Annotated in this window: 18 protein-coding genes; 8 read left to right on the forward strand and 10 right to left on the reverse strand. The window is 67.5% G+C overall.

What is annotated here, in order from left to right; translation table 11 throughout:
• The first annotated feature begins 53 nt into the window (after nucleotides 1–53).
• Nucleotides 54–455 carry a CidA/LrgA family protein gene (locus tag ABD104_RS00565; RefSeq protein ID WP_087836966.1) on the forward strand — a complete coding sequence of 134 codons (402 nt, stop codon included), beginning with the start codon at nucleotides 54–56 and terminating at the stop codon, nucleotides 453–455.
• Nucleotides 452–1129: an LrgB family protein gene (locus ABD104_RS00570; RefSeq protein WP_243724330.1), complete on the forward strand. Its 678-nt coding sequence runs from the start codon at nucleotides 452–454 to the stop codon at nucleotides 1127–1129. Before ABD104_RS00565 ends, ABD104_RS00570 begins: the two co-directional genes overlap by 4 nt.
• A 38-nt stretch (nucleotides 1130–1167) precedes the next feature.
• On the opposite strand, the gene ABD104_RS00575 is transcribed toward ABD104_RS00570, so the two are convergent.
• Entirely contained in the window at nucleotides 1168–1890 is a 723-nt protein-coding gene (locus ABD104_RS00575; RefSeq protein ID WP_087836968.1) for a glutathione binding-like protein, read from the reverse strand.
• Nucleotides 1891–2212: 322 nt separating this feature from the next.
• Between ABD104_RS00575 and ABD104_RS00580 the strand changes: the two genes are divergently transcribed.
• Nucleotides 2213–3208 carry a bile acid:sodium symporter family protein gene (locus tag ABD104_RS00580; RefSeq protein WP_087836969.1) on the forward strand — a complete coding sequence of 332 codons (996 nt, stop codon included), beginning with the start codon at nucleotides 2213–2215 and terminating at the stop codon, nucleotides 3206–3208.
• A gap of 18 nt (nucleotides 3209–3226) precedes the next feature.
• Here ABD104_RS00580 and ABD104_RS00585 read toward each other — a convergent pair whose 3' ends face one another.
• The 5 genes from ABD104_RS00585 to acnA all read right to left on the reverse strand — a co-directional run bounded on the left by ABD104_RS00585 (nucleotide 3227) and on the right by acnA (nucleotide 10378).
• Nucleotides 3227–4414, reverse strand: a complete 1188-nt coding sequence (locus ABD104_RS00585) for a DUF2863 family protein (RefSeq protein WP_132978775.1) — start codon at nucleotides 4412–4414, stop codon at nucleotides 3227–3229.
• A 43-nt stretch (nucleotides 4415–4457) separates the two neighbouring features.
• Nucleotides 4458–5369: a hydroxymethylglutaryl-CoA lyase gene (locus ABD104_RS00590; protein WP_132978776.1), complete on the reverse strand. Its 912-nt coding sequence runs from the start codon at nucleotides 5367–5369 to the stop codon at nucleotides 4458–4460.
• The gene (locus tag ABD104_RS00595; protein WP_087836972.1) at nucleotides 5366–6562 is read right to left on the reverse strand and encodes a CaiB/BaiF CoA transferase family protein; all 1197 of its coding nucleotides are present in this window, start codon (nucleotides 6560–6562) and stop codon (nucleotides 5366–5368) included. Before ABD104_RS00595 ends, ABD104_RS00590 begins: the two co-directional genes overlap by 4 nt.
• A gap of 112 nt (nucleotides 6563–6674) precedes the next feature.
• The gene (locus tag ABD104_RS00600) at nucleotides 6675–7580 is read right to left on the reverse strand and encodes a LysR substrate-binding domain-containing protein (RefSeq protein WP_087836987.1); all 906 of its coding nucleotides are present in this window, start codon (nucleotides 7578–7580) and stop codon (nucleotides 6675–6677) included.
• A gap of 95 nt (nucleotides 7581–7675) precedes the next feature.
• On the reverse strand, nucleotides 7676–10378 hold the full coding sequence (gene acnA, locus ABD104_RS00605; RefSeq protein ID WP_087836973.1) for an aconitate hydratase AcnA: 2703 nt from the start codon (nucleotides 10376–10378) through the stop codon (nucleotides 7676–7678).
• A gap of 256 nt (nucleotides 10379–10634) precedes the next feature.
• On the opposite strand from acnA, the gene ABD104_RS00610 reads away from it, so the two are divergent.
• From ABD104_RS00610 to ABD104_RS00630, 5 genes are all read left to right on the forward strand, one after another.
• A complete protein-coding gene (locus tag ABD104_RS00610) occupies nucleotides 10635–11117 on the forward strand; it encodes an SgcJ/EcaC family oxidoreductase (RefSeq protein ID WP_338615278.1) in 483 nt (160 codons plus the stop codon).
• A gap of 72 nt (nucleotides 11118–11189) precedes the next feature.
• Entirely contained in the window at nucleotides 11190–12224 is a 1035-nt protein-coding gene (gene selD, locus ABD104_RS00615) for a selenide, water dikinase SelD (RefSeq protein WP_338615277.1), read from the forward strand.
• On the forward strand, nucleotides 12224–13324 hold the full coding sequence (gene mnmH / locus ABD104_RS00620; protein ID WP_338615275.1) for a tRNA 2-selenouridine(34) synthase MnmH: 1101 nt from the start codon (nucleotides 12224–12226) through the stop codon (nucleotides 13322–13324). The genes selD and mnmH overlap by 1 nt, the downstream gene beginning before the upstream one ends.
• 25 nt (nucleotides 13325–13349) lie before the next feature.
• On the forward strand, nucleotides 13350–13727 hold the full coding sequence (locus tag ABD104_RS00625; RefSeq protein WP_087836977.1) for a VOC family protein: 378 nt from the start codon (nucleotides 13350–13352) through the stop codon (nucleotides 13725–13727).
• A gap of 103 nt (nucleotides 13728–13830) precedes the next feature.
• Nucleotides 13831–14277 (forward strand): SRPBCC family protein, encoded by a 447-nt coding sequence (locus ABD104_RS00630; protein WP_279816454.1) that lies wholly within the window; start codon nucleotides 13831–13833, stop codon nucleotides 14275–14277.
• Between the two features lie 61 nt (nucleotides 14278–14338).
• Here ABD104_RS00630 and ABD104_RS00635 read toward each other — a convergent pair whose 3' ends face one another.
• The 4 genes from ABD104_RS00635 to prfB form a co-directional block, all read right to left on the reverse strand.
• Nucleotides 14339–15532 carry a serine hydrolase domain-containing protein gene (locus tag ABD104_RS00635; RefSeq protein ID WP_343927063.1) on the reverse strand — a complete coding sequence of 398 codons (1194 nt, stop codon included), beginning with the start codon at nucleotides 15530–15532 and terminating at the stop codon, nucleotides 14339–14341.
• Nucleotides 15533–15747: 215 nt separating this feature from the next.
• A complete protein-coding gene (lysS, locus tag ABD104_RS00640; protein ID WP_343926997.1) occupies nucleotides 15748–17277 on the reverse strand; it encodes a lysine--tRNA ligase in 1530 nt (509 codons plus the stop codon).
• A 13-nt stretch (nucleotides 17278–17290) separates the two neighbouring features.
• Nucleotides 17291–18037: an SDR family oxidoreductase gene (locus ABD104_RS00645; protein ID WP_343926998.1), complete on the reverse strand. Its 747-nt coding sequence runs from the start codon at nucleotides 18035–18037 to the stop codon at nucleotides 17291–17293.
• 18 nt (nucleotides 18038–18055) lie between these two features.
• A protein-coding gene (prfB, locus tag ABD104_RS00650) for a peptide chain release factor 2 (protein WP_132978777.1) occupies nucleotides 18056–19160 on the reverse strand; the annotation gives its coding sequence in 2 pieces (ribosomal slippage) (nucleotides 18056–19078 and nucleotides 19080–19160; 1104 coding nt in all).
• Nucleotides 19161–19193: the final 33 nt, after the last annotated feature.

The following is a 19193-nucleotide window of genomic DNA, read 5'->3' on the forward strand; positions in this document are numbered from 1 at the left end:
TATAAATGTATGGAAGTTGCCTAGAATTACGGGTATACCCTTGGTTCGCCATCATGCAGCATCGTCCCGTTCCTTCCTTCGCCGCCCGCATCCTGCAAGTCCTGGCCCTGGTCGCCGTCTGGTGGGCCGCCGATACCGCCGTGCGCTGGACCGGCCTGCCCATACCCGGCGGGGTGGTGGGGCTGTTCGCCGTGCTCGCGCTGCTGCTGAGCGGCCGCCTGCCGCTTCATCGCATTGACCAGGGCGCGCAATGGCTGCTGGCGGACATGCTGGTGTTCTTCATTCCCGCGGTGGTCGCGATGGTGCGCTACCAGGACCTGCTCAGGAGCGAGGGATTGAAGCTGGCGGCCGTCATCGTGCTCGGCAACGCCTGCGTGATGCTGACCACCGCCATGACCGTGGAATGGATCGCCCGGCGACGCCGCGCCCGCGTGCCGGCGAAGGCGGCATCATGATCATCGCCCTGTGCGTGGTGGCCACGGTCGCCCTGTATTACCTGAACAAGCTGCTCTATGCCCGCCATCCGCGGCTGTGGACGCATCCCATCCTGCTGACCCCGCTGGCGCTGCTGGCACTGCTGCTGGCCACCGGCATCTCGCTGGACGAATACACGGCCGACACGCGCGTGCTGCTGTGGTTCCTGGGCCCGGCCACGGTCGCGTTCGCGGTGCCGATCTACCAGTACCGGCGCCTGATACGGGAGTTGTGGCCGGCGCTGGCCGTAGGCACGGTGGCGGGCGTGACGGCGGCGGTGGCCAGCTCGTGGTGGCTGGCGCGCGCCTTCCACCTGGCGCCCGAGGTCGCGCGCAGCCTGCTGGTGCGCTCGGTGTCCACGCCATTCGCCATGGCCACGGCCGACCGCTTCGGCGGCAACGCCGACCTGGCCGCGATGTTCGTGGTCTTCACCGGACTGGCCGGCATGCTGACCGGGGAACTGATCCTGGCCTTGATGCCGCGCCGCTCCGGGCTGGCCAGCGGTGCGTCCTACGGCGCGGCGGCCCACGCGCTGGGCACGGCCAAGGCACGGGAGTTGGGGGAGGAGGCGGGCGTCATGGCGAGCCTGCTGATGATATTCAGCGGCCTGTCGATGGTGCTGCTGGCGCCGGTGCTGGGGGCCTGGCTGGCCTGAGGGCGGCGGCGCGCCGGCAAGGCGCCGCCGCCCGGGTGTCAGCGCCGCTGGTACTGGGTGGCGCCGAACAGGTTTTCCTTCGCGGTGGCGTCCTGCGGCTTGCGCTGGTCGGCCAGGACCTGGATGCCGCGCTGCACGGCCGGACGCGCGTGGATCTCGTCGAACCAGCGCTTGACGTTGGGGAAGTCCGCCAGGTCCACGCCCTGGTTGGCATGCGAGCGCGTCCAGGGCCAGGTGGCCATGTCGGCGATGGTGTAGGCGCGGCCCGCCAGGAAGGCCTGGCGGGACAACTGCTTGTCCATGACGCCGTAAAGCCGCCGGGCTTCGTTGGTGTAGCGGTTGGTGGCGTATTCGATGCGTTCGGGCGCGTACAGGCGGAAATGGTGGGCCTGGCCGAACATCGGGCCGACGCCGCCCATCTGGAACATCAGCCATTGCAGCGTGTTGTAGCGCTCGCGGTCGGTCTTGCCCAGGAACTTGCCGGTCTTGCCGGCCAGGTAGACCAGGATGGCGCCCGACTCGAACAGCGAGATCGGCTTGCCGTCGGGCCCCTCGGGATCGACGATGGCGGGAATCTTGTTGTTGGGGCTGATGGCCAGGAACTCTTCCTTGAACTGGTCGCCAGCCCCGATGTTGATGCCCGTCACCTCGTACGGAAGCTTGCACTCCTCGAGCATGATGTGCACTTTGTGGCCATTGGGCGTCGGCCAGGAGTAGACCTGGATGGGCTGCTGGGCCGGCTTGGCGATCTTGTCGGTCATGCGGGACTCCGGAAAGAGGTCGAGTTCGATGCGATTATGCGACAAAGACCATCGCTCGTGGCCGATAGGCCTCCCTTGCGGCAGGGATACGGACGGCGATCTTTGACCTGGGAGCACAGCAGATGCAACGAATGCGGGCTGGGCAGGGGGCCGACAAAGGAAGATAATCCGTGTTTACCCTTGGCCGGAACCGCCTTCCGGCCGCTGGCCGCCAGCGCGCAACGTCCGCTGCGGCGGGACCAGCGACCGGTTCGTCCGGAGGCGCCGCGTGGCCTCGCGCCCGGTGCCAGGCGCAGTTTTCCTTTGTCTTTCGGCCCATCCCATGACTCGTCCGCGTTTCCTGCCCGACAATTTCACACTCAGCCTGATCGTCGTCGTCACCCTTGCCAGCTTCCTGCCATGTTCCGGGCAGACGGCCGTGGTATTCGACTGGGTCACCAATATCGCCATCGGCCTGCTGTTCTTCCTGCACGGCGCCAAGCTGTCGCGCGAGGCCATCGTCGCGGGCGCCACCCACTGGCGGCTGCATCTGCTGATCTTCGCCTTCACCTTCGTCATGTTCCCCATCCTGGGGATGGCGTTCAAGCCGCTCCTGGCGCCGCTGGTCACCCCCGACCTTTACCTGGGCATCCTGTTCCTGTGCGCGCTGCCGGCCACGGTGCAGTCGGCCATCGCGCTCACGTCCATCGCGCGCGGCAACATCCCGGCGGCCATCTGCAGCGCCTCCGCCTCCAGCCTGCTGGGCATCTTCCTGACGCCCGTGCTGGTCAAGCTGATGATGAGCACGGCCGGCGAGGCGGCGTTCTCGTTCGACGCGGTGGGCAAGATCCTGGTGCAACTGCTGCTGCCCTTCGTGGTGGGGCAGGTGATGCGCCGCTGGATAGGCGGGTGGGTCACGCGCCATCGCGCCGTGCTCAAGTACGTCGACCAGGGCTCGATTCTGCTGGTGGTCTACTCGGCCTTCAGCGAGGCCGTGGTGGGCGGCCTCTGGCACCAGACCTCCACCGCGACGCTGGCCGGCGTGCTGGTGGCGTGCGCGGTGATCCTGGCCGCGGCGCTGCTGGCCACGACCTACATCAGCCGGGCGCTGGGCTTCTCGAAAGAGGACGAGATCACCATCGTCTTCTGCGGTTCCAAGAAAAGCCTGGCGACGGGCATTCCCATGGCCAAGGTGCTGCTGTCCAGCAGCGCGGCGGGCGCCATCGTGCTGCCGCTGATGATCTTCCATCAGATGCAGCTGATGGTGTGCGCGGTGCTGGCGCGCCGCTACGCCAACCGTCCCGAGGAAGCGCCCGAGGCCAGCCCGCGCGCGGCCTGAGCGCCGGCGGCGTCCCGCTCAGTGGAAATGGGCGGGGCCGGCGTCGGCGTCGTCGGGCGGCTCGGCATGCACCATTTCACCCAGGGGATTGGGGAAGTAGGGTGCGCCGCAGTCGTCGCAGAATTCCATGGGTAGCAGCCCCTGCAGCTTGCGCAGGTCGGTCACGCCCAGTTCTCGCAACTGGTCGGCGATCACGTCCATGGCCGGCATGTCGGGATTGTCGTCCTCGCGTCCGAACAGGGGCCAGGCCGAGCCATAGATGACGTCGTTGCTCTGGCGCTGGGTGAAGCCGATCCGGTATTCCTCGACCTCGGTCTCGCCGCAGGCGGCGATGACCGCGCGCAACTGGTCGGGCGCGACGCCCAGCGTGGCCTCCAGCCAGGCGACCGAGGCGCGCAGCGACAGCGGCCGCACCCGGCGGTCGGCCTCGCGGTTGTTGACGTAATAGGCGTCGGGCAGCAGGCATTCGAAACCGCACCCGGGCAGCAGGTCGGCGAACAGCGGCGCGGCCTGCGCCTCCCATTGCGCCAGGCAGCTTTCGCGCGTGTGCTCGGGCTTGCCGGGGTTCTCCTGCCAGCGGAATACCGGCGCGCCGCGCGGCACGGCTACGGCCGCGACCACGTAGCGCGTGTCGGCCAGCAGGTTCGCGACTTCGGTGTCGGTGGCGGGCATGCGCGGCAGCGTCAGCCCCAGCGCCTGGGCGCCCAGGCGGCTCAGCCACAGCCGGGTGGCGCTGAACGAACGCGGCATCTGGTCCACGCTGTAGAGCTCCGGGGCCAGCGCCAGGCGCGCGTCGGCCGCCAGGATGTGGCCATGCAGCTGGGCTTTCAGCGCGTCCAGCAGGCCGATGCGTATCGGCCCGTAGGGGATGCTGAAACGGGTCCAGGCCACCACCGGCGCGACCACCAGCAGCACGTCGTGGTCCACCCCTTCCTTCTGCAGCGTCAGCGATTCCGACAGGGTCTCGGCCTGCTCGACCAGGATCTCGTAGGCGCCGGCGTTGCGCTGGTACAGGACCTCGAGCGCGGCCTCGATGGTCGCGTCCTGGCCGCCATGCATGAGCTTTTCCAACAGCGCGCCCAGTTCTCCTTCCCAGTAGCGGTCTTCGACCCGGCTGCCCGAGCCGTTGAGCGACAGGGACAGCGAAACGAGTTTTTCGGCATCGCGATTGAGGCGGGACGAGGAGGTGCTGCGGGAACGGGGCATGGAGGGGTCGCGGCTGACGGAATGATTGTTCGAGTCCGCTAGTTTATCTCCCTGGCGCCGGGTGGGTACGCAGACGCGGTCCCGCGGCCAGCAATTGGCTGGGTACCTCGCGCGCCACCAGGCGGGGCAGGGTGGCCACGATGTCCATCAGGGGTGCCAGCGAGACGCCGGTGTCCACGCCCATGCAATCGAACATGTGGACGAGTTCCTCGGTGCTGACGTTGCCGCTGGCGCCGGGCGCGTAGGGGCAGCCGCCCAGGCCGCCCACGGCGGCGTCGAAGCGCCGCATGCCCGCCTGCCAGGCCGCCAGCGCGTTGGCCAGGGCCATGCCGCGGGTGTTGTGCAGGTGCAGGGTCAACGGGGCCGAGGCGGGCAGGGCGGCGGCCAGCGATGCGGACAGGTCGGCCACCTGCGTGGGGTAGGCCATGCCGGTGGTGTCGCACAGCGTGATGCCGGCGGCGCCGGCCCCGGCGAAAAGCCGTGCCAGCCGCTCGACCTCGGATGGCGCGATGTCGCCTTCGAACGGACAGCCGAAGGTGGTGGACAGCGAGACGTTGCAGGGCACGCCGGCCTGGCCCGCGCGCTCGAGCATGGCCAGGAGCTGGGCCGTGGATTGCTCGCGCGTCATGCGCAGGTTGGCCTGGTTGTGGGTCTCGCTGACCGACATCACCAGGTTCAGCTCGTCGGCGCCGCTGTCCAGCGCGCGCTCCATGCCGCGCAGGTTGGGCACCAGGCAGGTGTAGACCACCCCGGGCCGGCGGCGGATGCGCTGCATGACCGCCTCGGCGTCGGCCAGCGCCGGAATGGCACGGGCCGAGGTGAAGCTGGTGACTTCGATGCGGGCGAAGCCACAGTCCGACAGCGCATCGACCAGCGCCACCTTGTCGTCGGTGGCGACGAAGGCCGGTTCGATCTGCAGCCCGTCGCGCGGCCCGACCTCGTTGATCTCGATCATGCGATCACTCCCTTGCCGCGCAGCGTCCGCAGCGTCTCGTCGTCCAGGCCCACGCCGCGCAGCACCGCGTCGGTGTGTTCGCCCAGGGTCGGCGCGCGGTGGCGGATGGCGCCCGGATTCGTGGACAGCTTGGGCACGATGCCGGGCATCTCGACCTTCAGGCCGTTGGCCGAGGTGACCTCGTGGATCATCTCGCGGGCGCGGTAGTGAGGGTCCTGGGCGATGTCGCGAGCGTTATAGATGCGCCCGGCGGGCACGTCGGCCTCGCGCAGGGCCGCCAGCACGGCGCCGCTGTCCAGCGTGCGGGTCCAGGCGCCGATGGCCTCGTCCAGTTCCTCCGCGCGCTGCGCGCGGCCGTCGTTGCGGGCGAGGCCGGGATCGTCGGCCAGGTCGTCGCGTCCCATGCGCCGCATCAGGCGCACGAAGATACCGTCGCCGTTGCCGGCGATCAGCACGTATTCGCCGTCGGCGCACGGATAGGCGTTCGAGGGCGCGATGCCGGGCAGGGCGCCGCCGGCCGGCTGGCGCACGGCACCGAACACCGAATACTCGGGCAGCAGGCTTTCGCTCAGGTTGAACACGCTTTCGTACAACGCGGTGTCGATCATCTGTCCTTGGCCGCCGCGCGCGTCGCGGTCGTACAGCGCCAGCAGCACGCCCATCGCGCCGTGCAGGCCTGCGATGGTGTCGCCCAGCGACAGGCCCGCGCGTACCGGCGGGCGGCCAGGCTCGCCGGTCAGGTAGCGCAGGCCCGCCATGGCTTCGCCTATCGCGGCGAAACCCGGTTCGTCGCGCTTGGTGCCGGTCTGCCCGTAGCCCGAGACGCGCAGCATGATCAGGCGGGGATTCAAGGCGTGCAGGGCTTCCCAGGACAGGCCCCATTTTTCCATGGCGCCGGGGCGGAAGTTCTCGATCAGCACGTCGGCTTGCGCGGCCAGCTTGCGCACCAGTTCCTGCCCGTCGGGCTGGCGCAGGTCCACGCATACCGATTGCTTGTTGCGCGACTGGGCTTCCCACCAGACCGAGGTGCCCTCGTGGAGCATGCGCCACTTGCGCAGCGGATCGCCCTGGCCGGGCGGTTCGATCTTGATGATTTCGGCGCCGAAATCGGCCAGGGTCTTGGCGGCGAACGGGCCGGCGATCAGCTGGCCCAGTTCCAGGATGCGGATGCCTTCGAGGATTTGCCGTGGCATGGGAGTCTCGCGGGGAAATATCTTGGCGACAGTGTGACCCGAAACCCGCAACGGAGGAAATGGGCGATCGGGCAAGCGGGGTTTGCCGGAACGCGAAAGCCGGCCGGTGGCGTCAGGCCGGCGTGGCGGCGGCCCGCAGGTGCGACACCAGCAGCCGTGCCGGCGCCGCCAGCGCATCGGGCGCGCGCACGCCCAGCAGCAGGCTGCGCCTGGCCCAGTCGTCTTCCAGCGCGACCAGCTTCAGGTGCATGGATTTCGCGTGCGGAGCCGCCGCGAGGCGCGGCAGTATCCCCACGCCCATGCCGGTCGAGACCATCCTGCAGATGGCATCGAAGCTGCGCACCTGGATGCGCAGCCGGATGGGGCGGTCCAGCCGGCTGCTTTCCTCCCTTATCCGGCTGGCGAGCGAGGTCGCATCCGGCAGGCTGACGTAGTCGCAGTCCAGCGTGTCGCGAAAGGCCACGGCGCGCCGGGACGCCAGGGCGTGCGCGCGCGGCGCGATCAGCACCAGCTCGTCCTCGCGGTAGCGGTAGGTCGTCAGGCCCTGGGCGGGCGTGCGGTCGGCGAACACGCCGATGTCGGCGCGGTTCTCGTTCACCGCGGCCACGATGTCCGCGCTGTTCTGCTCCTCCAGCTCGATGCGGATGCCGGGATGGCCGGCCATGAATGCCGACAGGTCTTCCGGCAGGAACTGCGTGATGGACGAGGTGTTGGCGGCGATGCGGACCTGGCCCACGGCGCCGCTGGCGTAGTCGGACATACGGCCGGCCAGTTGCTCCACGTCCTGCAGGATGCGCAGCGCATGCCGCAGGCAGGCCCGTCCGGCCTCGGTCAGTTCGACGCCCGAGGCCCGCCGGTACAGCAAGGGCGTGCGGACCGCGTCTTCCAGGTCGGCGATGCGCCGGCTGGCCGCGCCCACGGCCAGCCGGGCCTGGCGGGCGCCGGCCGAGATGCTGCCGTGGCGGGCGACGGCCACGAATAGCGACAGCGTCACCAGGTCGAAGCGCGAAAGGTTGATCAAGCGTGGGCTCCGCGGATGTGGCAAGGCCTGCGCCAGATGCCGGGGGCACCGCAAGCGCAGGCCTTGGAGGCGGCCGCCGGGGCCGGCCGGCTTCAGGCCGCCAGCAACTGGCGCAGCACGAAGGGCAGGATGCCGCCGTGGTTGTAGTAGTCCACCTCGATGGGCGTGTCGATGCGCAGCAGCAGCGGAACCTGCTTGCTGGTGCCGTTCTCGTAGTGGATGGTCAGCGTCACGTCCTGCTGGGGCTTGATGCCGTTCTCCAGCCCGGTGATGTCATAGGTCTCGCGGCCCGTGATGTCCAGGGACTGGATGCTGTCGCCAGCCTTGAACTGCAGGGGCAGCACGCCCATGCCCACCAGGTTGCTGCGGTGGATGCGCTCGAAGCTGCGCGCGATGACGGCCTTCACGCCCAGGAGTTGCGTGCCCTTGGCGGCCCAGTCGCGCGACGAACCCGTGCCGTATTCCTCGCCGCCGAAGATCACCGTGGGCGTGCCCTCGGCGATGTACTTCATGGCGGCGTCGTAGATCGACAGTTGTTCGCCGCTGGGCTGGTGCAGCGTGATGCCGCCTTCCACGCGCGTGCCGTCGGCATTGGGCGGGATCATCAGGTTCTTGATGCGCACGTTGGCGAAGGTGCCGCGCATCATGACCTCGTGATTGCCCCGGCGCGAGCCGTAGCTGTTGAAGTCGGCCTTCATCACGCCGTTGGCCTGCAGGTACTTGCCCGCGGGCGAGCTTTCCTTGATCGAGCCGGCCGGCGAAATGTGGTCGGTGGTGATGGAGTCGCCGAACAGGCCCAGCGCCCGGGCTCCCTTGACCACGGCGTTGGCCGCGCCGGGTTCCATCGTGAAATCCTCGAAGAACGGGGGTTCGGCGATGTAGGTCGACTTGGGCCAGTCGTAGATCTGTCCGGATACGCCCTGGATGTCCTGCCACAGCTTGCCGGGATTGGTCTTGACCTGGGCGTAGTTGTTCTTGAACGCCTTGGGGTCCAGGGCGTACTTCATCAGCTTCTCGACTTCGGCCTGGGTCGGCCAGATGTCGCCCAGGTAGACGTCGCCCTTGGTGCCGCGGCCCACGGGCTCGGTCATCAGGTCCCGCTTCATGGTGCCGGCGATGGCATAGGCCACGACCAGGGGCGGCGAGGCCAGGAAGTTGGCCTTGATGTTCGGGTGGATGCGGGCCTCGAAGTTGCGGTTGCCCGACAGGACGGCCGCGCACACCAGGTCGTTCTTGGTGATGAGGTCGTTCAGTTCGGGGGCGAGGTCGCCGGCGTTGCCGATGCAGGTGGTGCAGCCGTAGGCCGCCACGTCGAAGCCCAGCTGTTCCAGGTAGGGCAGCAGGTCGGTCTTCTGGAGGTATTCGGTGACGACGCGCGATCCCGGGGCGAGCGAGGTCTTGATGTGCGGCTTGACCTTGAGCCCGGCCTTCACCGCCTTCTTGGCCAGCAGGCCCGCCGCCAGCAGCACGCTGGGGTTGGACGTGTTGGTGCAGGAAGTGATGGCGGCGATCAGGATGTCGCCGTTCTGGATGGGGATGCCGTTGTCGGTCGTGAAGACCTGGTCGAGTTTTTCCGCGGGCTGCGAGAAGCCGTTCTCGGCCACCGGCTTGCTGAACAGGTCGCTGAAGGTGGTCTTGACGTCGCCGATCTCGATGCGGTCCTGCGGACGCTTGGGGCCGGCCAGCGAGGGCGCGACCGTGGACAGGTCCAGCGTGAGCAGCTTGGTGTAGTCGATGTCCTTGGCGTTGGGGACGCCGAACATCTTCTGGGCGCGGTAATAGGCCTCGAAGGCTTCGATTTCTTCCTTGGTGCGGCCGGTGCCCTTGAAGAAGTCGATGGTGCGCTCGTCCACCGGGAAGAAGCCCATGGTGGCGCCGTATTCGGGCGCCATGTTGCCGATGGTGGCGCGCTCGGACACGGTCAGGCTGGCGGTGCCGGGGCCACAGAACTCGACGAACTTGCCCACGACCTTCTCGCGGCGCAGCATCTCGGTGATGGTCAGGACCAGGTCGGTGGCGGTGACGCCTTCGCGCAGCTTGCCCTTGAGTTCGACGCCGACGACGTCGGGGGTCAGGATGTAGACGGGCTGGCCCAGCATGGCGGCCTCGGCCTCGATGCCGCCCACGCCCCAGCCGACCACGCCGATGCCGTTGATCATGGTGGTGTGGCTGTCGGTGCCTACCAGCGAGTCAGGGTAGTAGACCTTGTCGCGCTTGTGCACGCCGCGCGCCAGGTATTCCAGGTTCACCTGGTGGACGATGCCGAAGCCCGGGGGCACCACGCCGAAGGTGTCGAAGGCCTGCATGCCCCATTTCATGAACTGGTAGCGCTCGTGGTTGCGCTTGAATTCCAGTTTCATGTTGATGTCCAGGGCGTTCTTGGTGCCGTAGGCGTCGATCATGACGGAGTGGTCGACGACGAGGTCCACCGGAACCAGGGGTTCGATGGCCTTGGGATTCTTGTCGAGCTTGGCGGCGACGTTGCGCATGGCGGCCAGGTCGGCCAGCAGGGGGACGCCGGTGAAGTCCTGGAGCACGACGCGGGCGACGACGAAGGGAATTTCCTCTTCGCGCTTGGCGTTGGGTTTCCAGTGGGCCAGTTGCCTGATGTGTTCTTCGGTGACTTTCTTGCCGTCGCAGTTGCGCAGGACGGATTCGAGCACGATGCGCAGGGAGACGGGCAATCGTTCTACCGCCACGCCCAGGGCCTTGCCGAGCGCCGGGAGCGAATAGTACTGGCCGGTTTTGCTGCCGATCTTGAACTCTTTCAGGGTTTTGAACGTGTTGTGCGGCATGATGGGCTCCGAAGGAAAACCGGTTAAATCTACCACTTATGTTGCGTCGTTGCGATGTAGGGGAGGATGACTTTCTATAAGGGTAGGTCCTATGTCTTATATAAGATATAAGACATAAAAATGCAAGTGATGATTTGGACTACCGGTGGAGGTTTGGTTCTTGAGGCGGCCGGGGGCCGCAAGCAGGCCTGCACCGAGGCCGCTCTCCGCTATGCTTGAGCATTCACTTCCACAACAATAATGAAGGGGGAAGTTCATGAAACGTCTGGGAATGGTGATTCTGGCCGGCGCGCTGGCAGGCTGTGCCACGAATCCTAGGGTGTCCGGGGGTGCGCTGGCGCCGCACCTGGAAAATTGCAAGGGCGTCAGCGAGCAGGAGATCGCCGGCTTGTTCGACCGGTGGAACCGCTCGCTGCAGACCGGCGATCCGCATCGGGTGGTGGCGAACTACGCACCGGATTCGGTGCTGCTGCCCACCCTGTCCAACCAGCCGCGCTATGGCGCAGAGGCCAAGGAAGACTACTTCCATCATTTCCTGGAAGACCGCCCGGCGGGCCGGATCGACGAGCGCCGCATCGCGCTGGGATGCAATACCGCGGTCGACTCGGGGCTGTACACCTTCACCTTCGCCCGGACGGGGGCCGCGGTCAAGGCGCGCTACACCTATACCTATCGCTGGGACGGGCGGCAATGGCTGATCACCAGCCATCACTCGTCGGCGATGCCGGAAGGGAAGTAATGGGCGCCGGGCGGCAGGGCCGCCCGGACGGGTGTTCTAGAATGGCTTCCATCAAGCCATTGCGAACGATCCATGAGCACTCCCATACGCCTGACGCAGTACAGCCACGGGGCCGGCTGCGGCTGCAAGATATCGCCCAAGGTCCTGGACGTGATCCTGGCCGGCAGCGGCGCGCAGAATCTCGACCCCCGTTTGTGGGTGGGCAACGCCTCGCGCGACGATGCGGCGGTCTACGCGCTGGATGACGAGCGCGGCGTGGTGTCGACCACGGATTTCTTCATGCCCATCGTCGACGACCCCTTCGATTTCGGCCGCATCGCCGCCACCAACGCCATCAGCGACATCTATGCGATGGGCGGCGATCCGTTGCTGGCCATCGCCATCCTGGGCTGGCCGGTCAATCTGTTGCCGCCCGAAGTGGCGCGCGAGGTGGTGCGCGGCGGCCGGGCGGCTTGCGACGCCGCGGGTATTCCGCTGGCGGGCGGGCATTCGATCGACGCTCCCGAGCCCATCTTCGGGCTGGCCGTGACCGGCGTGGTGGACAAGGCCCGGCTCAAGCGCAACGACACCGCCACGGTGGGCTGCAAGCTGTACCTGACGAAGCCGCTGGGCATCGGCATCCTGACCACGGCCGAGAAGAAGGCCAAGCTGCGCCCCGAAGATGTGAACCTGGCGCGGGACTGGATGTGCACGCTGAACCGGCCCGGCAGCCGTTTCGGCCGGCTGGCCGGCGTCAAGGCCATGACCGACGTCACCGGTTTCGGGCTGCTGGGCCATCTGGTGGAAATGGCCGACGGCAGCGGCGTCAGCGCCCGGGTCGAGTTCGCCAAGGTGCCGCGCCTGCCGGGCGTGGAGCACTATCTGGCCGAAGGCTGCGTACCGGGCGGCACGGGCCGCAATTTCGACAGCTATGGCCAGCGCATCGCGCCGCTGGGCCAGGATCGCATCGACCTGTTGTGCGATCCGCAGACCAGCGGCGGCCTGCTGGTGGCGGTCGCGCCCGATGGCGAGGAGGAGTTCCTGGCGGCGGCCGCCGAATCCGGACTGGCGCTCGAGCCCATCGGGGAACTGGTCGAGCGGCGGGACTACGCGGTCGAAGTGGTGTGATGCGCGGCGATATCGACGACTACCGCGCGCTGTTCCTGCGGGGCACGCCCCTGATGGATACGCGCGCGCCCATCGAATTCCGCAAGGGCGCCTTTCCCGGGGCCGTCAACCTGCCGCTGATGACCGACATCGAGCGGCAGAAGGTCGGCACCTGCTACAAGCAGCAGGGCCAGGAGGCCGCGATCGCGCTGGGCCACCAACTGGTCCGGGGCCGCACCAAGGCTGAACGGATCGAGGCCTGGGCGGCCTTCGCCCGCGTGCATCCCGAGGGCAGCCTGTATTGCTTCCGCGGCGGCCTTCGTTCGCAAATCGTCCAGCAGTGGCTGCGGGACGAGGCGGGCATCGCCTATCCGCGCGTGGTGGGCGGCTACAAGGCCATGCGCGGTTTCCTGATGGACACGCTGGAACGGGCCGTGGCCGAGTGCGGCTTCATCGTGCTGGGCGGCATGACGGGAACGGGCAAGACCGATGTGCTGCGGGCGCTGGACCATGCCCTGGACCTGGAGGGGCACGCCCATCACCGCGGATCGAGCTTCGGCAAGCATGCCACCGGGCAGCCGCCGCAGATTGGCTTCGAGAACGGCTTGGCGATCGACGTGCTCAGGAAGCGGGAAGCCGGCCATGCCCGTTTCGTGCTGGAGGACGAAAGCCATGCGATAGGCAGTTGCAGCGTGCCGTTCAGCCTTTTCCAGGGCATGCAGGAATATCCTGTGGTCTGGCTGGAGGACAGCCTGCAGAACCGTGTGGAGCGTATCCTGCGCGACTACGTGGTGGATCTGTGCGCCGAGTTCGTCGTCCTTCATGGCGAAGAAGCGGGCAGGGCGCTTTTCGGCCAGCGGCTGCGTGCAAGCCTGGACAATATCCGCAAGCGGCTGGGCGGCGAACGCCATCAGCGCCTGGCGGCGGTCATGGACGCCGCCCTGGCCGAGCAGGCGCGAGGGGGAAGTGTCGAACCGCACCGGGCCTGGATCGAGGAACTGCTGACCGGCTACTACGATCCCATGTACGTCTACCAGCGCAAGCTGAAGGCGGCACGTATCGTGTTCACGGGAGACCAGCGCGCGGTGCTGGACTATCTGCGGGAGCACGCGCGGAAGTAGTGGCCGTTGTCGTTCGGGAGCTGTGATGCACAAGAGCCGATTGGGAAACATCGTCATCGACTGCAAGACCGGCGATCTGCTGTCGGAAGCGCGCTTCTGGAGCGCGGCGCTGGGGTATCCCTTGCCCGGGGAAATCGATCCGGATGGCCGTTTCATCCAGCTCGTGACCAGGCCGGGGGAAGTTCAGGTCATCATCCAGAAGGTCGAGCACGAGGCGCGCGCCCATCTCGACATCGAGACCGATGCGATCGAGGCGGAGGTGGCGCGCCTGGAACGACTCGGCGCCGTCCTCGTGTCGCGCAAGGAGGCCTGGGTGGTCATGCAGGCGCCCAGCGGACACCGGTTCTGCGTGGGCAAGCCCTACCGGGACGGGTTCGAGCGGTCGGCCAACGTCTGGGAATGACAGGGTGTGATGCCTAGGGTTTTCACTGATGGGTCGTTCTGTCGATTTCCCGGTTTCCCGCTCGTCGTAGGCATGTAACCACCCTGACGAAAGGAGATTCACCATGGCTACCGGAACCGTTCGACTCCACCGCGTCCTGCGCGCCACCCCCGAGCGCGTCTATCGCGCCTTCGTCGAGCCCGACGCGCTGGCGAAGTGGCTGCCGCCGTATGGCTTCACCTGCCAGGTCCATCACCTGGAAGCGAAGGTGGGCGGGACCTTCAAGATGTCCTTCCGCAACTTCACGACCGGCAACGCGCACTCCTTCGGCGGCGAGTACCAGGAATTGGTCCCGTTCCAGAAGATCCGCTACACCGACAAGTTCGACGATCCCAACCTGCCGGGCGAAATGGCGGTCACGGTCGTGCTCAGGCAGGTGGCATGCGGCACCGACCTGGACATCGAACAGGCCGGCATTCCCGAGGTCATTCCGACGGAGATGTGCTATCTCGGCTGGCAGGAGTCGCTGCTCCAGCTGGCCAAGCTGGTCGAACCGGAAATCCCGGACTGAGCCCCTCCTTTTAGCGTGAACAGACCCCAGGCGCCGGCGGGCCTTCGGACCAACGCCCCGGTCAGCGCGAACCCATCAGGTGCAGCGCCAGCGCATGGTAGGCGGGCAGCGAGGTCGGGTCGTTGGCGGCGTTGCTCGCCACCGGATGCGAGGCGAAGCGCGCGATCACCATTTCCGCCTTGGGGTCGACATATATCGCCTGGCCATGCACGCCGCGCGCGGTGAAGGCGCCGTGCGCGTTGTGCGTGACCCACCACATGTCGCGGTAGGTCCAGCCCGCCAGCAGCGCGTAGCCGGCGCGGGCGAAGTCCGCCGGGTCGCCGCCGCGCCGGATGTCGGCCACCGCGGCGGGCGGCAGGATCTGCCGGCCGTTGAAGAAGCCATCGTTCCGGATCATCTCGCCGAAGCGAGCCAGGTCGCGCAGGCCCGTGTTCAGGCCTCCGCCGGCGAACGGCGTGCCGGTCGAGTCGACCGTCATGTAGGCATCCTGCTCGGCGCCCAGCCGGCTCCATATGCGTTCGGACAGCAGTTGCGCCACCGGCTTGCCGCTGGCACGGGCCAGCACCCAGCCCAGCGCGTCGGTGTTGGCCGTGCGGTAATGGAAGGCCTCGCCGTGCTTGCCTTCCGGCTTCACCGTTTGCAGGAATTCGTAGTAGCTGCGCGGCCCGGTGTAGTCACCGGGCTTGGGCAGCGGATTGCCGGCGGCCGCGTGGGCCCAGACCTCGGCGTCGGGATCGGCATAGTCTTCGCTGAAGCGGATGCCGGTCGTCATGTCCATGACCTGGCGCACCGTCGCATCGCCGAAGGCGGACGATGCGAGTTCCGGCACGTACTCGGCCACCCTGCGCGACGGATCCAGCGTGCCTTCGGCCGCCAGCATGGCGGCCAGCGTGCCGATGAAGGACTTGGTCACCGACATCGCGCCGTGCTGGCCTTGCTGGTCGAGCACGCCGAAGTAGCGTTCGTAGACGATGCGCCCCTTGTGCAGCACGACGATGCCGTCGGTATAGTTGGCCTTCAGCGAGGCCTGCCAGGTCATGGTCCGGTCCGACCCCAGAGGCTGGAAGACCAGGCCGTCGATGTCGCCGCGCAGCGCGCGCGGCAGAGGGGCGGGGGCGCCCAGGCCGCGCGAGACGTTCACCGTGGGCATCAGCTGGCGGAAGTGGGAGACGCTCCAGCGCATCGCGGGGAAGCGAAAGTACGAGCCGTCGTCGAACCGCAGGATGCGGTCCGGTGGCGGCGGAGAGCCGACCATCCAGCCGAGTCTGGCGGGATCGCTGGCATCGGCGTCGGGATAGCCGGCGGGGTCCTGGGGTGCAGCCGCGAATGTGGCGCCGGCCAGGAACACCGACAGGAGAAAGGCCAGGTGACGCTGCGCGGGGACCATGGATACTCCTTGCGGTACGTTCAAGCGCCTCTTCCGGCGATCCTTCCGCTTTGCGGCGCATCCCTGCTCGATGGATCGGGGGATCAGTCCTCGGGCCGCAGGTGCGGGAACAGGATCACGTCGCGGATGCTGGGGCTGTCGGTCAGCAGCATCACCAGGCGGTCGATCCCGATGCCGCAGCCGGCGGTCGGAGGCATGCCGTACTCCAGCGCGCGGATGTAGTCCGCGTCGTAGTACATGGCTTCCTCGTCGCCGGCATCCTTGGCTTCGACCTGCTTGCGGAACCGCTCCGCCTGGTCCTCGGCGTCGTTCAGCTCGGAGAATCCGTTGGCGATCTCGCGGCCGACCATGAACAGCTCGAAGCGTTCGGTGATGCCGGGGCGCGTGTCCGAGCCGCGCGCCAGGGGCGACACTTCCACCGGGTAGTCGATGATGTAGGTCGGCTGCCACAGCTTGGCTTCCGCCGTTTCCTCGAACAGCGCCAGTTGCAGCGCGCCCAGGCCGGCGCGCGCCAGTTGCGGGCCGTCCACGTGGGCACCCAGCCGCTTGAGTTCGGCGCGCACGAAGGCTTCGTCGTTCAGTTGCTCGTCGGTGTAGCCGGGATCGGCGTACTTGTGGATGGCCTCGGTGATGGTCAGCCGGTCGAAGGGCCTGGACACGTCCACCTCGCGGCCCTGGTAGGTCACCTTGGCGCTGCCCGTGGCGTCGATGGCGGCCTGGCGGATGAGCTGCTCGGTGAAGTCCATCAGCCAGCGGTAGTCGCCGTAGGCCGCGTAGAACTCCATCATGGTGAATTCGGGATTGTGCCGGGGGCTGACGCCTTCGTTGCGGAAGTTGCGGTTCAGCTCGAACACGCGCTCGAAGCCGCCCACGATCAGGCGCTTCAGGTAGAGCTCGGGCGCGATGCGCAGGTACATGGGCATGTCCAGCGCATTGTGGTGGGTCGTGAAGGGCTTGGCCGCGGCGCCGCCCGGGATGGCGTGCAGCATGGGGGTTTCCACTTCCAGGAAACCGGCTTCGGTCATCAGGCGGCGAATGGAGGCGATGGCGCGGCTGCGTGCCACGAAGGTGTTGCGGGTCGACTCGGTCATGACGAGATCGACGTAGCGCTGGCGATAGCGCATCTCCTGGTCGGAGATGCCGTGGAACTTGTCGGGCAGGGGGCGCAGCGACTTGGTCAGCAGCCGCACCTCGGTGGCCTGGATCGACAGTTCGCCCTTGTTGGTCTTGAAGACCTTGCCGCGCACGCCCAGGATGTCGCCGATGTCCCAGTGCTTGAAGGCGTCGTAGACCTGGTCGCCGACCAGTTCCTTGCTCAGGTAGATCTGGATGCGGCCGGTCGAGTCCTGCAGGGTGGCGAAGCTGGCCTTGCCCATCACGCGCTTGAGCATCATGCGGCCGGCGACGCTGGCGGGAATGTCGGCCGCGTCCAGCGCTTCCTTCTCGGTGCCGTCGTGTGCCGCGTGCAGCGCGGCGGCGCGGTCGGCGGGCACGAAGTCGTTGGGGAAGGCCGGCCCGGCTTCGCGCAGGCGGGCGAGCTTGGCGCGCCGTTCGGCGATGATCTGGTTTTCGTCTTGCGCGGGTTCGTTGGCGGTGGGCCGGTTGTCGGTCATGATGGCTATCGGGTCAGTAATGTCGGATGTCGTCGATGTCGGCGTGGCCGAAGTCGTCGCGTTCCAGGTAGTCGAGGATGCGGGTCGCCACGTCGGCGGGGGCGGCCAGGCGGCCGCCGCGATGGAGTTCCTTGAAGTCTTCCACGGCGGGGAAGGCGTCGGGCAGCGTGGCGCGGATGCGGGCCTGCATGGGCGTGTCGATCACGCCGGGGGCCAGCGCGGCGATGCGCAGTCCCGAGCCCCGCTGTTCCAGCTTCACCGTGCGCGTGTACATGTCCAGCGCGGTCTTGGTGGCGCAGTACACGCTCCAGCCCGGCATGGGCCGCTGCCCCGCGCCGGACGAGATGTTCAGCACGCGGCGGTCCGCCTGCGCGGGCGCGGCCGCCAGGAAGGCCGCCGTCAGCAGCATGGCGGCGGCCACGTTCACATGCAGCGCATGCGCGACCGATGCGGCGTCCAGCGTGGCGGCCTGGGCGATGGGTTCGACCGTGCCGGCGTTGTTGATCAGCCGGTAGCGGGCGGCGCCCGCCGGCAGGTCGGCGAACAGGCCCCGGGCCACGGTTTCCGTCTGTGCCGGATCGGACAGGTCCACCGCATAGTGCCGGTGCTGGCATCCGCTGCGGCGCGCCTGCTGCGCCAGCAACGGATGCGCGCCGCGCGACAGCGTGACCAGCAGCGTGCCCGGCCGGCAGGCGGCCAGGGCCAGCGCGGCCCCCAGGCCGCGCGAGGCACCGCTCAGTATCACGATGGCATCGCTCATGTCGCGTTCCGGCGCCGCTCAGACGCCCTGTTTCAGGCTGGCTTCGATGAAGGGATCGAGATCGCCGTCCAGCACCTTCTGGGTGTTGGAGATTTCGACGTTGGTGCGCAGGTCCTTGATGCGGCTCTGGTCCAGCACGTACGAACGGATCTGGTGGCCCCAGCCCACGTCGGTCTTGGAGTCCTCCAGCTTCTGCTGCTCGGCCATGCGCTTGCGCATTTCCAGTTCGAACAGCTTGGACTTCAGCATCTGCATCGCCTCGGCGCGGTTGCGGTGCTGCGAACGATCGTTCTGGCACTGCACGACGATGCCCGTGGGGATGTGGGTCATCCGCACCGCGGAGTCGGTCTTGTTGATGTGCTGGCCACCCGCGCCGGAGGCGCGGAAGGTGTCCACGCGGATGTCGGCCGGATTGACCTCGACCTCGAAGGAGTCGTCGACTTCCGGGTAGACGAACACGCTGGCGAACGAGGTGTGGCGGCCGCCGGACGAATCGAAGGGGCTCTTGCGGACCAGGCGGTGCACGCCGGTCTCGGTGCGCAGGTAGCCGAAGGCGTATTCGCCCTCGATCTTGATGGTGGCGGACTTGATGCCGGCCACTTCGCCCTCGGACTCTTCCATGAGCTCGGCCTTGAAGCCCTTGCGCTCGGCGTACTTCAGGTACTGCCGCAGCAGCATGGAGGCCCAGTCCTGCGCCTCGGTGCCGCCGGCGCCGGCCTGGATGTCCAGGAAGCAGTTGAGCGGATCGGCCGGGTTGGCGAACATGCGGCGGAATTCCAGCCCGCCCACTTTTTCCTCCAGGCCCTGGGCATCGCCGATGATGGATTCCAGCGTGGCGTCGTCGTTGTCGGCGGCGGCCATCTCGAACAGCTCGGTGGCGTCGCGCAGGCCCGAATCGATCTCGTTGATGGTCAATACGACCGTTTCCAGGGCCTTCTTCTCGCGGCCCAGGTCCTGGGCGTGCTTGGGGTCGTTCCAGACGTCGGGGTTTTCCAGCTCGGCGTTCACGACCTGCAGGCGTTCATCCTTGACATCGTAGTCAAAGATACCTCCGTAGATCCTGGGTGCGCGCAGCCAGGTCCTGCAGTTGGGCTTCGAGTTGGTTGAGGCGTTCTGCTTCCATGCTGAATTCCAGGTGATTTTTCGCGTAACCCGC

The sequence above is a fragment of the Pigmentiphaga daeguensis genome, from assembly GCF_039523035.1.
GTDB lineage: Bacteria > Pseudomonadota > Gammaproteobacteria > Burkholderiales > Burkholderiaceae_B > Pigmentiphaga > Pigmentiphaga daeguensis.

What these genes read in the sequence shown, in the direction of transcription:
- selD (WP_338615277.1), top strand. Translation starts at nt 11,190, where the DNA reads ATGAGCACTCCCATACGCCTGACGCAGTACAGCCACGGGGCCGGCTGC.
- ABD104_RS00585 (WP_132978775.1), bottom strand. Translation starts at nt 4,414, where the DNA reads ATGCCCCGTTCCCGCAGCACCTCCTCGTCCCGCCTCAATCGCGATGCC.
- ABD104_RS00595 (WP_087836972.1), bottom strand. Translation starts at nt 6,562, where the DNA reads ATGCCACGGCAAATCCTCGAAGGCATCCGCATCCTGGAACTGGGCCAG.
- ABD104_RS00565 (WP_087836966.1), top strand. Translation starts at nt 54, where the DNA reads ATGCAGCATCGTCCCGTTCCTTCCTTCGCCGCCCGCATCCTGCAAGTC.
- ABD104_RS00570 (WP_243724330.1), top strand. Translation starts at nt 452, where the DNA reads ATGATCATCGCCCTGTGCGTGGTGGCCACGGTCGCCCTGTATTACCTG.
- ABD104_RS00630 (WP_279816454.1), top strand. Translation starts at nt 13,831, where the DNA reads ATGGCTACCGGAACCGTTCGACTCCACCGCGTCCTGCGCGCCACCCCC.
- ABD104_RS00580 (WP_087836969.1), top strand. Translation starts at nt 2,213, where the DNA reads ATGACTCGTCCGCGTTTCCTGCCCGACAATTTCACACTCAGCCTGATC.
- ABD104_RS00590 (WP_132978776.1), bottom strand. Translation starts at nt 5,369, where the DNA reads ATGATCGAGATCAACGAGGTCGGGCCGCGCGACGGGCTGCAGATCGAA.
- ABD104_RS00625 (WP_087836977.1), top strand. Translation starts at nt 13,350, where the DNA reads ATGCACAAGAGCCGATTGGGAAACATCGTCATCGACTGCAAGACCGGC.
- mnmH (WP_338615275.1), top strand. Translation starts at nt 12,224, where the DNA reads ATGCGCGGCGATATCGACGACTACCGCGCGCTGTTCCTGCGGGGCACG.
- acnA (WP_087836973.1), bottom strand. Translation starts at nt 10,378, where the DNA reads ATGCCGCACAACACGTTCAAAACCCTGAAAGAGTTCAAGATCGGCAGC.
- ABD104_RS00635 (WP_343927063.1), bottom strand. Translation starts at nt 15,532, where the DNA reads ATGGTCGGCTCTCCGCCGCCACCGGACCGCATCCTGCGGTTCGACGAC.
- ABD104_RS00610 (WP_338615278.1), top strand. Translation starts at nt 10,635, where the DNA reads ATGAAACGTCTGGGAATGGTGATTCTGGCCGGCGCGCTGGCAGGCTGT.
- lysS (WP_343926997.1), bottom strand. Translation starts at nt 17,277, where the DNA reads ATGACCGACAACCGGCCCACCGCCAACGAACCCGCGCAAGACGAAAAC.
- ABD104_RS00575 (WP_087836968.1), bottom strand. Translation starts at nt 1,890, where the DNA reads ATGACCGACAAGATCGCCAAGCCGGCCCAGCAGCCCATCCAGGTCTAC.
- ABD104_RS00645 (WP_343926998.1), bottom strand. Translation starts at nt 18,037, where the DNA reads ATGAGCGATGCCATCGTGATACTGAGCGGTGCCTCGCGCGGCCTGGGG.